Below are 15898 nucleotides of genomic sequence, written 5' to 3' on the forward strand. Positions count from 1 at the left end.
CTTCAAAAATAGCATTAATATTATTATTTTATCAAACTTTTCCTATTTTAGTTTCATGAAAAAGCTTTGGCCGCACCTCATCCTGATTCCTCTCCTGCTGACGATTCCCATTGTCTCTTCGCCGGATTTTGACGGGACGCTGTCGGTCTTCAGGGTTTCCCCTTTCCAGAGGGAGTTTATCCGTTTTGTGCTTTTGATTGTTTTCTTCTATCTGAACCTGAATATTTTTCTCCCGAAATTTTACAGCCGGAAAAAATATCTATCTTTTACCGTCTGCACGCTGATCGGTTTTGGAATAATGGTCTTCTTACCGTATTACCTTACCGCGGAGAATATTTTTACGGGAGTTTCCTCTCAGATGCAAATGGAACCGCCGGGAATGCCACCCAATGGAAATTTCCAGCCCCCGCCGATGAATGGAATGCCTCCATTCGATAATTTCGGACCCAAAAGAAACGACGGATCGTACCGCCAGATGATTTTCTCTTCTGTTCTTCCGTTTCTGTTTTCTTTTTTATCCTCCCTTTTCATTTTCCGGAACATTGAGCAGAAAAAGCTGGAACGGTCCAAAGCCAAAGCCGAATTGTTAAATCTAAAATATCAGCTGCAGCCCCACTTCTTATTCAACACATTAAATTCCATCTATTCCCTGGCTTTACTAAAGTCCGACGATGCGCCGGAAGGAATTCTGAAGCTGTCTAACGTTATGCGGTATGTAGTCCAGGAAAGCAGCAAGGATTTTGTGGATCTCGACAAAGAAATCGAATATGTAAAGGATTATATCTCGCTTCAGCTGATACGGACAGACAGCAGCCTGGATTTTTCCTATACTGAAACCGGGGAAATGAAAGGCTGGCAGATCGCTCCCTTTATTCTGGTCAATTTTATTGAAAACGCCTTCAAATATGGCTTTGATGCAGAAAAGAATTCAAAAATTTCAATACGGATTGCGATTCAGGGAAATGTTCTGCACTTTACGGTTTCCAACAACATCGTCAATGAGAACAAAACCGGTAAAAGCAGCTTTAAAGTCGGGCTGAAAAATACCCTTGAACATTTGCGTCAGGTGTACGGGAAAAATTATGATCTTATCATAACTGATGACGGAAAAACCTATGCAGTAGACTTAAAAATTAATTTAACCTGAAAAATCATGATAAAAGCCATCGCCTTGGACGACGAAATTCTGGCCTTGAAAATTATTGAGAATTATGCCGGAAAAATTGAAAACCTTTCCCTTGAAAAGACGTTCAACATCCCGAGCGAGGCCCAGAAGCACCTCAACAAGTATCCCGTGGACCTCATCTTTTTGGATATTGAAATGCCTTCTAAAAACGGAATGGAATTCTTCAAAAATATTTCCCAGAATACCAAAGTTATTTTTACCACTGCGTATTCGGAATACGCCGTTGATGCCTTCAACATCAATGCGGTGGATTATCTGTTAAAACCTTTTTCCTTTGAGCGGTTCAGGGCTGCGGTGGACAAAGTAAAGCCCGGCCATGAATCCGACGATTTGAAATACCTGTCGATTCGCGCCGATTATAAGCTTCACAAGATTAATTTTGACGACATTCTCCTTATTGAAGGACTGGATGATTACATCCAGATCCATCTTACGGATCATTCCAGGATCACCGCCCGCTCTTCCATGAAAAACATCCTCGAAAAGCTTTCCGATAAAGACTTCGTGAGAGTCCACCGGTCTTACATTATTCCGGTTAATGCCATCAGGACAATTGTCAACCGCAATATTCATATCGGCAACTTCATTATTCCGATCGGGGAAACCTACAAAGAGGCTGTAATGAGAATAGTAAATAAATAAATCCCGGATCTGACAGTTTCTATTCTGGTCATATGATTTTTTGGAGCGGTTTCCCGCTTTCCGTTGCAATCTTTTTTTTCAAAAAAGGATTTTCTCTTCAATCGGGGCTAAAAACGGAGCCGGTAAAAGAACAGTTTGGAGAATAAGACCATAGCCCTTCTTTACCGTCCGGAATCATGATCCGAAATCGCCTTGCAGCAGCGTATTCTTAATATTTCTTAAAAAATCAGCCTTTACCGACACATTTTAACCGTTTACCTCATAAATTTTATCAGCCTTTTTTTTCAGAATACATTTGGTGTAAGAAATTAAAGAACGGTGAAATGAAGATCGGTATTTCTTAGATCATTGTTAACCCTAAAAAATATCTTATGAAAACAATAGACAGAAAAGGCTTTTTGAAAACCCTCGGTTTGGCAGGGGTAACCGCTGTTGCAGCACCTCTTTTGGTACACTGCGGAAGTGATGACGATATGGGCAGTTCGACCGGCAATACTTCGGGATCGAATTCAGGATCAGGATCATCGGCAACGGGATGTTCCGTTACCAATTCCGAAACGGAAGGCCCGTTTCCTACAAAATCACCCTCAAGTCTGGTTCAGACCAATATCGTAAGCGATAGGACAGGCGTTCCTTTTACAATCGCAATTACCGTTCAGAACGTAAATACAGGATGTACGAATCTGCAGGGCGCTATTGTGGACATCTGGCATTGCGATAAAGATGGAAACTATTCGGAGTACGGAGGAACCGGAATGCAGTCTGCCAATTACACCTCGGTGCATTTCTTAAGAGGCCGACAGACAACCGATGCCAGCGGAAAAGTAAATTTCACCTCTATTTTCCCGGGTTGGTATAACGGAAGAGCAACCCATATCCATGTGCATATTTATAATTCTTTAGGCCAGTCGCTGCTGGTGACACAGATTGCTTTTCCTGAAGGAAATGACAGTGCGGTGGTTCAGGTAGCTGCAAGTACAGGCTACAAAGGCATGAGCGGATATACCTATAATGCGAATGATAACGTGTTCGGTGACGGAACCTCCAATGAAATGTCCAGTATCTCAGGGAGTGTAAGCGGAGGTTTTGCTCTGACCCACACCATAAAAGTTTCGGCTTAAAGAAAAGAGAGAAGTTGTTTAGATATCAGTTTATTACCCGCTTTCCACAGCGCGCACAGATTTACGGGATCGTGAAGTAAGATAGAATGTGTTGATCTGTGCCATGTGGAAATAGCTTAAAATCAGAAAGATGTTAGTTCAGAACCCATCAAGAATTTTTAAATTCGATCTTTCAGTCTGGAAGAAAGAAAAATCCTGTGTGGTGAAAGAAATGGTCATGAAAGATATTTCAGGGCTAAGAAGATCTACGGAGATTGTTTTTGAGGAAAGCGGAACATTCGATTGGCATTGTCCCGAAAATACAACGGTTCTTATCATTGTTTTATACGGCGAAATCCTGATTGATGATTTTGAAAATCCCGTTTCTGCAAATCAGGTCTTCAGTGTACAATCAGATAAAAGTCATTACTTATCCATCAGAAACCATTTCCCGGATGAGAAAGCAGACATTTTATTGCTTGAGCTGGAAAGTAAAACGGCCAACCGCTTTTTTGCGGTAGAAAATCTGAATATTACTGAGAAAAACACCCTCATCCGGATTTCTGAGAATGCAGGCTATCCCAATTTTATAGGATTGTATGAAGGCCGAAAAGAAGAAACATATACGCTGTATCAGCAAGGCAGGTCTATTTTCGGAATGGTAATCAACGGAGCATTTGAGTTCCAGAACCGACTATTGGAAACCAGGGATGCCATCATGATATCCGGTATCGAAATGCTGGAGTTTGAAGCATTAAGTGAAAATGCACTGATCCTGCTTCTGGAAGTTTGAATATCATTCCAAAAAGAAAAGCATGACAATCCAGATCCGATCATGCCTTGAGTAATCGGATATTTTATATTAGTTTGTTTAGATCAGGGGGCAGATCACGCAAAAGGCTGCCCTGATTTTTAAATGGTAAATGTATGAAGGCAAAAATTAAACTGGCATTCCGGATTGTTATCGACCGGAACTCTACACTGGCATGGGACCGGTATATTTTTGAGGATACTTATTTTGAATATAAAATCCAGCATCAGGTTTTTGATGATCCGGAAAACCCGGTGAAGAATTACTGGGAGCTGCTGGCAAAGAATCCAAAATCCGAAAAAATTCCGTTCCTGTTGAGCACGGCAGTGGTAAACTATGTTTCGCAACTTAACGGAGAAATAAAAAGTCTGCCCGATGTTCTCGGCAGCACATTTTTTCCGATTGAGCATTTCAGGCTGGACCTGATCAGCTCAAACGTAGAAGATCCTTCCAAACATAAGCTCGGGCTCACATTTTATACTCCCGAACTGCTGCTGATCGATATTATTGACAACAAATACCTGTTGAGCAGAAATCTTTCAGGAGAGACGTTTGAGACCTATATGTTCGGTTTTCATCCGCAGGTAGCCATTGCTTATTATGCTCCGGTATGACGGGAAGCTGAAGAAGACAATCAAACTTTTTCGGATCTGCTTTCAGGACTGCTTATAATGTAAATTAATTGTTTTTACAATAAACTTAACCTTCAAAGGATAAACTATAGATTTGATTTATTAAGGAAAACGCTCCGCTGAAAATCAGGGGAGCGTTTATTTTTACAGATGCTCGACAACCGGTTTTACTTCTTTACCGAAAAGTTCGATGGATTTCATCATAACGTCATGCGCCGGATCCCCGACATCCATGTGCCCGATAAATCTTGTGATGCCGAAAATTTCTTTCATGTAGGCGATTTTGTCGGCCACTTCTTTCGGACTTCCGATAAATAAAGCGCCGTCCTTGCTTCTTCCGCCCTCATACTGCATCTTGCTAAAAGGCGCCCATCCCCTGGAAGAGCCAATGCGGTCCATTTGTGCTTTATAAGTATGGAAATATCCGTCGATTACTACAGGATCATCGCTTACAAAGGTATGCGAATGAATAGCGATCTGCATCTGGGATACATCATGACCGGCTTTCTTATATTCCTGCTTGTAGAATTCGATCAGATTCCTGAATTGTACCGGCATTCCTCCGATAATCGCTACGATTAAAGGCATTCCCAGTTCGGCAGCCTGAAGTACCGATTGCGGCGTGCCGCCCACGGCTCTCCAGATCGGCAGTTTCCCGTTATTTTTCGCTCTCGGGTAAACCGTCTGATTCTGCATCGGTGCACGGAGCCTTCCTTTCCAGGTTACATTCTCCTCCGAATTTATTTTCAATAGCAAATCGAGTTTTTCTTCAAAAAGTTCCTCGTAATCATTCAGCGAATATCCGTAGAGCGGGAAAGACTCGATAAAGCTTCCTCGGCCCACGTAAATTTCAGCACGTCCGCCGGAAATTAAATCCAGTGTCGAAAAATCTTCATATACCTTCACCGGCTCGGAGGAGCTCAGTACGGTAACCCCGCTGGCCAGCCTGATATTTTTGGTTACACTTGCAGCTGCCGCCAGAACGATTTCCGGGGACGATACGGCATAATCGGGACGGTGATGTTCACCCATGGCAAAAACATCAATTCCCACTTCATCCATCAGTTTTACCTGCTCCAGGATTTCGCGGAGTTTAACGCCTGCATCTCTATATTTTCCGGTAGTCTTGTCGAACGACAGATCGCCGAACATTCCTATTCCTAATTCCATATTGTTGATTTTATAGAGACAAAGGTACGGCAACTAAAAATCAGAAACATTGATGTTTGTTAAGAACGGAAGGAGACAAAATATTTATTTATAACTGGAAGAGGTAGGCTGGAAGCTGAAAGTTTTTCAGCCCATAGTACAAACAATCTAAGTATCAAATAATCGAATTCACCTTATTTAAATTTCAAAAACTGTTTTTCAAACAGATGATAGGACAACACAGAAAATAATACGGAAGAAATGAAGGACAGGAGTATAATGATCATCCAGCTCAGCCCGAAATAAATTCCGATTTTAGAGAACAGCATAATGCAGATCGTGTGGAACAGGTACAGCCCGTAGGTGTACTTCCCGAGCCATGCTAAAATGCTTTTATCGGAAATCTTAAACGCATTTTTTTTGCTTAAGGTAAATAAGATCAATCCTGAAAATAAGATGCTGAGGAGCAAAGAGGATATTTTCAGATCGGAAATTAACGAAGTATTAGCGATGGTTACAATAACCAGTAGCACCAGCACGGTATACATATATTTATAAACCGCAGGAATACCGCCCATTTTTTCAATAAGATCTTTTCTGAATACAAAGAGAAAAGCCGGAATAGCCCCGAAAGCAAAATAGTGGATATTGGTAAACAGATCCACCGTATCGATTCCGTATTTTTCGTAAATGGTCTGCATGGTGAACGAAAAAATGATGCAGCCTGCTAAAAGCTTCGGGACATTCTTTAAGGAAATAAAATAAAAGACCAACCCCCAGAAAATATAAAAATGTTCTTCGATACAGAGCGACCAAATTACTGTGATGGGTGAAACATTGGGAAGCTGGTGGGTAAACATCCCCCTATAATTTTCAAGAAAAGTGAGCGTTAAAAACCAGTTGGGCTCGTAACCTTCATTGGAATACGGAAGATTCAGAAAATTCAGAATAAACGGCGTGCACATGGCAAAAAGAACCATTGCATAATACAAAGGCCAGATCCTTAAAATCCTTCTTTTAAAAAACTTTTTTAACGGGATTTTGCCTTGGTTATTTATTTTCTCAAGAATAAGGATATAAGTGATGAGAAAACCGCTGAGGACAAAGAAAAAGGAAACACCAATCCCGCCTTCCTTGGAAAAATAGCGAAGCCAGCTATCCTGAGGAACGGGGGAATGGTGTAGGAAAACCAATAAAAAAGACAGAAACCTCAACGAATCAAACGTGTGAAAGTGTACTCTGTCTGTTTTTATGAAATTCATTATTACGATCAGATTTATTTTTTCAGATACTGATCAAAATAATCCGTTACTTTCTGCATAAGATGCACCCGGTCTTTTCCGATCACGTTGTGCGGATGGCCCGGATAAACAAAATAATCCATCTGGATTCCGTTGTCCACTGCCGATTTTATAAATTTGATGGAATGCTGCCACACCACCACATCATCCTGCGCGCCGTGGATCATCAGTAATTTTCCTTTCAGGTTCTGCGCTTTGTCCAGAAGATTGGCCGTTGCGTAACCCTGCGGATTTTCCTGCGGTGTATCCATGTATCTTTCTCCGTACATGATCTCGTACATGCTCCAGTCGATCACAGGACCTCCGGCCACTCCAACTTTGAAAACATCCGGCTTGCGGAGCATAAAGCTGGTGGTCATAAATCCTCCGAAACTCCATCCGTGAATTCCCATTCTTTCCGAATCTACGTAAGGAAGGGATTTCAGATATTCCACGCCCTTCATCTGGTCGTTCATCTCATTGGTTCCCAGGTTTCTGAATACCGCCTGCTCGAATTTCAGACCGCGGTTGGCAGAACCTCTTCCGTCCATGGTAAAAATAATGTACCCGTTCTGAGCCATGTATTCGTACCAAAGATTACCGGATGCCGGGAACGTATTGGTAACAAGCTGAAGGTGCGGACCGTTGTACAGGTAAACGATTACCGGATATTTTTTATTGGGATCAAAATTGGTCGGAAGGATGATCTTTCCGTATAAAAGCGTCCCGTCGTCTGCTTTAAGGTTTACATTTTTAATTTCCGGACGCTGGTAGTTTTTCAGCGTGTTTTCTGCCGTCAGCAGGTTGCTTGTTTTTAACGTATTGGTATTGATGATGTTTGCCACTCTTGGAGTGTTGGCATTGCTGTATACATCATACAGGTAATTTCCGTCACTGCTTAATATTCCGGAGTGTACGCCTTCTGCATTGTCCAGTCGCTGCATTTTGAAATTGGCCCAGTTGATTCGGTACAGGTGCTTCTCCAGAGGCGTTTCTTTGGTAGACGTGAAATAGATTTCCTTTTTCTTTTCGTTAAAGCCTAAAATTTCATTCACCAGCCATTCGCCTTTCGTGATCTGGGCAACCAGGCCTTTCTCCAGACTGTAATGGAATAAGTGGTTGTACCCTGTCCTCTGGCTTTGCCAGATAAAATCCGTATTGGAATTCGGGAAGAAGGTGAGCGGATGCTGCGGCTCAACATATTTATCGCTGGTCTCTTCAAACAAAGTTTTCACCAGGCTTCCGGTTGCTGCATCATACTGGTTCATTTTCAGATGATTCTGTCCTCTGTTTAGGACACCGACAAAAATATATTTTGAATCCGGGCTCCACGTTACGGCCGTCAAATACTGGTCTTTTTCTCCTGCGATATTCAGGAAGATGGTTTTCTGGCTTTTGATATTGAAAACGCCCAACGTTACCTGGTGCGAGGTTTTCCCTGCCATCGGATATTTGATGTTGTGGTTTACCGCGGGAGTTACTGACCAGTCGATGATCGGATAATCCGCGACCATGGTCTGATCCATTCTGTAAAACGCTACACTTTCGGAATTGGGTGCCGGGAAAATCCCCGTATCGATCCCGAATTCATTGCGGTGTACGTTAGCAGCTCCGTTCAGAATATTTTCATTGCTGTCGTTGGTTACCGTGATGATCTTTCCGTTCCTGCTTACAAATAAATTATTCTTTACGGTATAGGCAAAAGTTTCATTGTCACCGAAAATTTTTACATTCTCTGCATTTTCGTCTACCGTTGCGGTATTTTTCATCTTCCAGTCGCTGCCTGATTTCTCCATCCAGACCATTTTGCCGTTGGTATTGAAATAGCCTTTTGTGCTTCCGGTAAATTTAATTGGCGGAACCGCTTTGAATTTTTGGTCTGCCAGGTTCCTGTTCAGCTGCGTAAGCGACAACAGGGTATCCTGCTTTTTCGTTTTTATATCTGTTATCAGGTACCCCCCTTTTACGGCCTGGATGTACGATTTTCCGTCTGCAGACCATGAAAACTGGGATATATTTTTAACGGCGAGATTGGTCCTCATCCCGTTTACCGCCTCCGCCATTGTAAATTTTTGGGTCTGAGCCAATGCGCTGCCTCCCAAAACCAGCATGCATAAAGATAATTGATAGAGCTTCATTGTATAAAATTGAATCCTCCAAAAATAAGAAATAAATATCAATCGTTAAGAAATGTTAAATTAAAACATTCGTAAAATAAAACTGTGGTAGGGCCGGAAAATATTGCGTAACTTGATGTGAATGAATGGTTGATGGTTGATGGTTCCGGTTGAGGGGATTTGGCTGAAGGTTGTGAGCTTAGGTTGATTTTACCGACCGGTTGCTGACGAAAGACTGCTGCCCTAGCCCCGATTGCCGCGGCATCCTTTTTTTGGATGGACAGCGCCCGGAGAAAAAAGATACAGCAGAAAGCGGGAAACAGCTCCTTATCCATCCGAAACATAGAACCGAAACTCGTAACATTCATTTCTTATCCTACGTCAATGTTTTGTAGGGGTAAACTGATCTACATTTGCATCATAATAACAACAAAAATATTAATACAATGGCAACAAAATGGAATTTAGATCCTGCACACAGTGAAATTACCTTCAAAGTAAAACACATGATGATTTCCAACATCAAAGGAAACTTCACCAACTTCACTGCGGAAATTGAAGCGGAAGATGATACTTTCGCCAATGCTAAAACAACGGCTACCATCCAGACCGATTCTATTTCTACAAACAATACCGACAGGGATAATCACCTGAAGTCTGCAGAGTTCTTCAATGCTGAGGCAAATCCTACCATCACTTTCGAATCTTCTCGCCCTGAACAACGAAGTGAGCGGTAACCTGACCATCAACGGGATTACAAAACCGGTGGTTCTGGATGTAGATTTCGGAGGAATTAATGTAGATCCGTGGGGAAATACGAAAGCTGGTTTTTCTTTCGAAGGGAAGATCAACAGAAAAGATTTCGGACTGAACTGGAATGCTGCACTTGAAGCAGGTGGCGTTATGGTAAGCGAAGAAGTAAAAATTGCCGGAGAATTACAGTTTGTAAAGCAGGCATAATTTTCTAAACATATTTTAAAAGGTTCAGGGATTTTCTAAAAGCCTTGAACCTTTTGTTTTTTCTAAAAGTGACGAACAATGAACCTCAACGATCTCCAACACATCAGCGAAAATTTCAAACCAACGCAGAAGATGCCCGTTCTTTTCCTCGGGCACGGCTCGCCTATGAATGCGATTGAAGAAAACCAGTTTGTACAGGGATTCCGAAAAGCGGCGGCCGAGATTCCCAAGCCGAATGCCATCTTATGTATTTCAGCCCACTGGTTCACGGACGGAACCAAAGTGACGGCGATGGAAATGCCAAGAACGATCCACGATTTCGGCGGTTTCCCGCAGGCGTTGTTTGATGTCGAATATCCTGCTCCGGGAAATCCCGGGCTTGCGGCAGAAACAGCAGCATTATTGGCACCGGTTCCTGTAGAGGAAGATCATAGCTGGGGACTGGATCACGGAGCCTGGTCGGTGATTAAGCATATGTATCCGGAAGCTGATATTCCTGTTATCCAGATGAGCATCGATTACACGAAATCTCCGCAGTATCATTTTGATCTGGCCAGACGGCTGAACAAGCTCCGTGAAAAAGGGATTTTAATTATCGGCAGCGGAAATGTGGTGCATAATCTGAGACTGATCGACTGGAGAAACATCAATACCGTCGGGGCCGGCTGGGACTGGGCCATTGAAGCGCGTGAGAAAACCAACAACTGGCTGCTGGACGGAAATTTCCAGCCGATCATAGACTATTACAGGCAGGGCACTGCTATTCAGCATGCAGTTCCTACCCCGGATCATTATCTGCCTTTGGTTTATACGCTGGGGCTGAAAGAAAAATCGGAAAGCCTGGTTTTATTTAATGATGAACTGATCGGCGGTTCGCTGAGCATGACGAGCGTAAGAATCGGATAAATAAAAAAACCGGAAGAATAATCCCCCGGTAACCATGATTAGGCTAATGCTATTAGATTCTGTGAATAGAAACTACATGCGGCTGGCCGTCGATTGGAGCATAAATTTCCACAATCGCTTCCCAAACCACATCTGCAGGGGGCATTGTAGCCTCGCATCTGAAACGGTAGTTGGTTCCGTTTACCAATTGCGTAGACACTTCCTGCGGGTTATATTTTACGCCTACAAATCCTTCCATTGCTTGGTCGAATACTTTTTGGTCTTCTGGGGTAAGGGCATGGTATTTTGTCCACCCTCCTACTACTAAATCTTGTGTTTCCATGATGATTATTGATTTTGTTTTTTTCCTACTCGTATGGCTTTTCGGATAACGCCCGTTTAAAATGGTTTTCAGCTCCGGGTTATTAGTTTTTTGTTTGTGATCACAGGTCAAAGGTAGGACACCCAATCCGAATACTCTACAGTACATCTACCCGTTTTTCACTTTGCGTAGAAATACTTATTTAAATTATAAATCCGCTTAATGGCTGGAAGATAGAAGCAGGAGGATGGAAGTTTTATCAATATTATGGCTGAGAGACTTCTTCCCTATCCATCTGTACGGGTTTTAAAGAGTTATGGGAATTAAAGAAATCCCTGATCATCTTTCTTCTTTTAATTAAACAAAAAAGCAATGCTGCGCACAACATTGCTTTTTATATTTACCTTACATCCTGATTACTGTACTGCCTGCAATACATTGATATTTCCATATCCGAAATCTGAATTCGGGCTCGGATAATAGGTGGAAGACTGCCTCATTTTATTTAACACCTGGTCTCTTGTCCAGGAAGGATTTTTTGCCCATACCAGTGCTGCAATTCCTGCTGTGGAAGCTGTTGCGACGGAAGAACCGCCCACATAATCGGTCTGTCCGTTGTAATAGCTGAGCACCGGGATATTACTTCCTGAAGCCCGCTCCATCTGATAAGTAAAATCGATTTCGGCTCCTGAATGGCAGACATCGCATTTCTGGTTGGACGTGTTTTCTTTTACTCCGGTGATGGCCTGTGCTTCAGGCATCCAAGCCGGGAAGATTACGCCCACGAAATTGGTAAAGCTGGTCGAAGTTCCCCCCGCACAGAAAATTAATTTTCCTTTTGAATAGGCATACTTTACGCCGTCTTCAATTTTTCCTACAGAGAAAATATGTCCCATCGACATGGAAATGATTTTCACATTGATGTTATTTCCCAATTCCGTAAAAGCAATTTTCACCCCGTTCTGCTCATGGTATCCATCCAAAACTACGTTGGACGCTGCGCGGTACGTTACCAGGTTGGCATTATAGGCTACTCCAACCGGCTGTCCCAGATTGTTCCGGGGTGCCGCCGCCGCTGAAGCCATGCTGGTTCCGTGACCGCATTTATCTGCAGAGCCATCATATCCGGTACTCCACGGCCATGCGGAATCAACATAAACTCCGTTTTTACTGATGGTTCTTCCCGATGACAATCCATTGTTGAAACTACTTCCCAGTAAGGTCTGTTCAGAAGAAACTCCGCTATCGATTACCCCGATGGTCACGCCTTTTCCGGTGCTGTAGCTCCAGGCATTAATAATGTTGTGCTTTGCAAATGACCATGGTGCTTTTGCGTTAGGAGAAACGGTAGTGTAATCGGAGGTACTGAGAACCGCAGATTCGAATCCGCAACCCGATGAGTTGCTGCTTGATTTTGCGGTTGCTCCGAACTGTCTTTCATTTTCGAAATAACGGTAATCGGCAGGCTCCAGGTAACGGATGTTTTTCATTTTTCTGAGTGCGATGACGGTTTCCTGCTTTTCAATGGCCACATCGATCTGATTTAAATAAGGGTCTGAAGACAGTAGAATACGGTCTGTTTTGCCTTCATATTTCTGAATCAGCTCCAGGATTTCGTTCTCGATGGCTTTGCTGTCGGCATCCAGGCTTCTGTCGAATGAAGAACCGAACCCGATGGAAGCAATCTTGTTCCCCTGATAAACCGCGCTCCATACAAAATGATCGGAAGATTCGTTCCATGAGAATCGCCCTTTGGTTTTAATGGTTTCATTGATTTTTTCATTAATCTGTCTGGCCGTTAACGGATCTTTCTGCGTAATTTCGGTTTCGGTAAGATTGCCCTGAAGGTCGTCTCTATTGCACCCTGTAAAAACAGAGATTGATAATAATAAATAAAAGACACTTTTTTTCATATAAATAATATTTGATTTGTACAACCAATATATCACTTTAGACTGAATTACAGCCGATTGAAATTTAAATAATCTTTAATTCTGTTATGCTTTGAATAGTACCAAAATACTATTTCAGCTGAACTTCTATCCTCCTCCTGTTTACATCCAAGGTAATCCATTTCTCTTGCTCATTTGCTTTGGGAATACAATCGATAAGGCTTTTACGGTTTTTATAGTGGTTTAATGATTTCTTTCCAAACTTGATTTTCATTTCGTAAATATTTTCGCCTCCATTTCCGATCCAGGCTTTTGTAATAATTTGTTTATGCTTTTCAAGATTTTTATAAAGCAAAGATTCCGGATCTTCCGGTACATGCATAATACCATCGCACCAAAAAGATTGAACGTAATATTCAATATCTTCATGTTCTACACGATCAAAATCAAGTGACCATTCCAAATGACTGCAAAATTCTATATTAAACACCGGTTCCTCAAGATTATAATTGAATGCGCCACAATCCGGACATTCCGTAAATTCCCCATTCAAGGTTTCTGCTTCACACACGACACAGCAATCCCGTCTTTTATTAAGATGACTAATTATGGCTCTGGCCTCATCGCTATTTAAGTTAAAGTCATCGATTAGTTTTTTTTCGAGTGATAATACAGAATTATTTTGTCTTAAAACATATATATCAAGTTTCTGCTCTTCCGTAAGAGGTAATTTGACAATTTCTTCTTTACATTTTTTGCAATAAATTCTCATGGTAAAATTTTTCTTTTTCAAATATTTTATCTCTGACAATAAATAAAATGTTAACCAATTTAATTTTTGAGTTTTTATATAAAGTTTAGCCATTAAAAAGGCTTCCAAACGGAAGCCTTATATTATTGACCTTTTGAAGGCATGGGCGGCGGAGGCGATTGATAGCCTTTTTGCTCATTTAATTTTTCAACCAGTTTTTTCCCCAATTTCTGCCCCCAATCTCGTCCTATTTCTACACTCTCTTTCATGATTAAAGGTGTATTCACAAGTACTTTTTGACCAATAGGAGTTTTATAAAATCTGATCAGTTCATCTAATTCAGATTCCGTATAATATTTTGCATAAATCGGAATATACAAGTTAGAAAATTCTTCGGAAGAAACTTCCTTCATGAAATCATCCCAAAATACGTCAGGAATATTCTTGTAATTTTCTTTAAAGGTGCTGACAAACTGCTTAGCACCCTGTACGGCCATTTTGCTTACTCCTGTAACTTCAATCAGTTCTTTTGCCTTTGTTTCTCTGGAAGATTGAGCAAAAGTGATTATGCTTACGAAGATAAGAACCGCTGCTACATTTTTTTTCATCATCTTATTATTTAATTGACCACAAATTTCCTATCATTAATCAGCTCTGCAATGGCCAGCATATCCTGCCCGATCAGACGGTCGTCTTCAAGCTTTGCCACTTTGGAACGGAGAATGGCAAAGTTCTCTTCAATAATCTTAGAACATTTCGCCGGCCTTCTGAATTCCAGCCCCTGTGCGGCAAACATCAGCTCAACAGCCAGGATATTTACTAAATTTCCCAGGACCTGGTTGAATTTTCTTCCGGAAATACTTCCCATCGAAACATGGTCCTCCTGCCCTAAGCTGGTCGGAATGGAATCTGCGGAAGCCGGGAAACAAAGCGTTTTATTTTCCGTCACCAATGCCGCGGAAGTGTACTGAGGAATCATAAACCCTGAATTTAACCCTGAGCTTTCCGTTAATAATCTTGGCAGTCCGTATTTTCCTTCCAATAGCAGGTAGCTTCTCCGGTCTGAAATATTACCCAGTTCAGCCGCTGCCAACGTCGCGTAATCCAAAGGTAAAGCCATCAGCTGTCCGTGGAAATTCCCTCCTGAGATGGATTCTTCGGCACTGAGAACGATCGGGTTGTCGGTAACGGAGTTCAGTTCCGTTTCCGCCATCAATCTCAAATGTTCGAAAGCATTCCGGCTGGCTCCGTGTACCTGAGGAACACATCGCATGGAATAAGGATCCTGCACCCGGTCGCAATATTCATGGGATTTCAGGTTGTCGGAGCCTTTTAAAAATTTCAACATTCTGGCCGCTACTTTTTTACTTCCCTCAAAAGGACGGATTTCATGAAGCTCTTTTTTGAAAGGGCTTGCCGAGCCTCTATACGCTTCAAGGCTCATCGCTGCCGCAAGATCCGCAAGATCCAGCAGATATTCGAATTTTTCCAGGCCTTTGATCGCGTGGGCCAGAATAAACTGGGTTCCGTTGATTAGTCCAAGACCTTCTTTCGGACCTAAAACCAGAGGTTCGAGGTTATTTTTCTCCAATACCTCAGCTGTTTCAAAGATGTCATTTCCTACCCATACTTTTCCCAGTCCTAAAAGCGGCAATACCAGGTGCGCCAAAGGTGCAAGATCACCGGAAGCCCCTACAGATCCCTGCTCCGGAACCACAGGAATGATATCTTTTTCCAGCATCAGGATCATACGCTCGATCACTTCCAGGGAAACTCCGGAAAATCCTTTTGAAAGGGCATGAACCTTAGCGATCATCATGATCTTCGAAAGTTCTTTATCAATTGGTTTTCCAACACCAACGGCATGGGAAATAATTAAATTATATTGCAGCTGCGCTGTTTCCTCTTCAGATATTTTCACATCACATAAAGGTCCGAAACCCGTATTAATCCCGTAAACCGTTCTGTCTGACTCAACAATTTCCTGTACGTTCTTTTTAGATTTTAAAATCTGCTCTCTGGCAGTTTTATTCAACTGCGCTTTATCAGGAGTTTTGCAGATCTCCAATACATCATGGAAACTGAAAACATCAACACCGTATATCATTTTCAAAATTTTGTCTTAAAATTACACATTTAGCCAGTATTGGGAAAACTAAATTTCCCCCGGT

The 15898-nt window shown here is 42.0% G+C and carries 14 protein-coding genes and 1 pseudogene; 7 read left to right on the top strand and 8 right to left on the bottom strand.

Translation table 11 applies throughout. The features are described from left to right. Nucleotides 1-55: 55 nt before the first annotated feature. The 5 genes from QE422_RS18975 (at nucleotide 56) to QE422_RS18995 (ending at nucleotide 4353) form a co-directional block, all read left to right on the top strand. A complete protein-coding gene (locus QE422_RS18975; RefSeq protein WP_307461823.1) occupies nucleotides 56-1147 on the top strand; it encodes a sensor histidine kinase in 1092 nt (363 codons plus the stop codon). Between the two features lie 6 nt (nucleotides 1148-1153). Then, nucleotides 1154-1828, top strand: a complete 675-nt coding sequence (locus QE422_RS18980) for a LytTR family DNA-binding domain-containing protein (RefSeq protein WP_307461826.1) — start codon at nucleotides 1154-1156, stop codon at nucleotides 1826-1828. Nucleotides 1829-2199: 371 nt separating this feature from the next. Beyond that, nucleotides 2200-2949, top strand: a complete 750-nt coding sequence (locus tag QE422_RS18985; RefSeq protein ID WP_307461828.1) for an intradiol ring-cleavage dioxygenase — start codon at nucleotides 2200-2202, stop codon at nucleotides 2947-2949. A 130-nt stretch (nucleotides 2950-3079) separates the two neighbouring features. Then, entirely contained in the window at nucleotides 3080-3721 is a 642-nt protein-coding gene (locus QE422_RS18990) for a hypothetical protein (RefSeq protein WP_307461830.1), read from the top strand. Between the two features lie 134 nt (nucleotides 3722-3855). Beyond that, a complete protein-coding gene (locus QE422_RS18995; RefSeq protein WP_307461832.1) occupies nucleotides 3856-4353 on the top strand; it encodes a hypothetical protein in 498 nt (165 codons plus the stop codon). A gap of 162 nt (nucleotides 4354-4515) precedes the next feature. Here QE422_RS18995 and QE422_RS19000 read toward each other — a convergent pair whose 3' ends face one another. The 3 genes from QE422_RS19000 to QE422_RS19010 form a co-directional block, all read right to left on the bottom strand. Continuing rightward, nucleotides 4516-5541 carry an LLM class flavin-dependent oxidoreductase gene (locus QE422_RS19000; protein WP_307461834.1) on the bottom strand — a complete coding sequence of 342 codons (1026 nt, stop codon included), beginning with the start codon at nucleotides 5539-5541 and terminating at the stop codon, nucleotides 4516-4518. 173 nt (nucleotides 5542-5714) lie between these two features. Further along, nucleotides 5715-6782 carry an acyltransferase gene (locus tag QE422_RS19005; protein ID WP_307461836.1) on the bottom strand — a complete coding sequence of 356 codons (1068 nt, stop codon included), beginning with the start codon at nucleotides 6780-6782 and terminating at the stop codon, nucleotides 5715-5717. Nucleotides 6783-6796: 14 nt separating this feature from the next. Then, nucleotides 6797-8938: a S9 family peptidase gene (locus QE422_RS19010; RefSeq protein WP_307461838.1), complete on the bottom strand. Its 2142-nt coding sequence runs from the start codon at nucleotides 8936-8938 to the stop codon at nucleotides 6797-6799. 425 nt (nucleotides 8939-9363) lie between these two features. Between QE422_RS19010 and QE422_RS19015 the strand changes: the two are divergent. Both QE422_RS19015 and ygiD read left to right on the top strand, forming a co-directional pair. Continuing rightward, a pseudogene (locus tag QE422_RS19015) lies at nucleotides 9364-9877 on the top strand (YceI family protein). A 78-nt stretch (nucleotides 9878-9955) separates the two neighbouring features. Then, nucleotides 9956-10783 (top strand): 4,5-DOPA dioxygenase extradiol, encoded by an 828-nt coding sequence (gene ygiD, locus QE422_RS19020; protein WP_307461841.1) that lies wholly within the window; start codon nucleotides 9956-9958, stop codon nucleotides 10781-10783. Nucleotides 10784-10835: 52 nt separating this feature from the next. Here the strand turns inward: ygiD and QE422_RS19025 are convergent, their stop codons facing one another. The 5 genes from QE422_RS19025 to hutH form a co-directional block, all read right to left on the bottom strand. Continuing rightward, the gene (locus QE422_RS19025; protein WP_307461843.1) at nucleotides 10836-11105 is read right to left on the bottom strand and encodes a hypothetical protein; all 270 of its coding nucleotides are present in this window, start codon (nucleotides 11103-11105) and stop codon (nucleotides 10836-10838) included. A gap of 395 nt (nucleotides 11106-11500) precedes the next feature. Further along, on the bottom strand, nucleotides 11501-12997 hold the full coding sequence (locus QE422_RS19030; protein WP_307461846.1) for a S8/S53 family peptidase: 1497 nt from the start codon (nucleotides 12995-12997) through the stop codon (nucleotides 11501-11503). A gap of 109 nt (nucleotides 12998-13106) precedes the next feature. Next, on the bottom strand, nucleotides 13107-13841 hold the full coding sequence (locus QE422_RS19035; protein ID WP_307461849.1) for a hypothetical protein: 735 nt from the start codon (nucleotides 13839-13841) through the stop codon (nucleotides 13107-13109). A gap of 29 nt (nucleotides 13842-13870) precedes the next feature. Continuing rightward, a complete protein-coding gene (locus QE422_RS19040) occupies nucleotides 13871-14338 on the bottom strand; it encodes a DUF2059 domain-containing protein (protein WP_307461851.1) in 468 nt (155 codons plus the stop codon). An 8-nt stretch (nucleotides 14339-14346) separates the two neighbouring features. Further along, entirely contained in the window at nucleotides 14347-15834 is a 1488-nt protein-coding gene (hutH, locus tag QE422_RS19045; protein ID WP_307461854.1) for a histidine ammonia-lyase, read from the bottom strand. Between the last annotated feature and the right edge of the window lie 64 nt (nucleotides 15835-15898).

The organism is Chryseobacterium sp. SORGH_AS_0447 (genome assembly GCF_030818695.1).
Classification (GTDB): Bacteria; Bacteroidota; Bacteroidia; order Flavobacteriales; family Weeksellaceae; genus Chryseobacterium.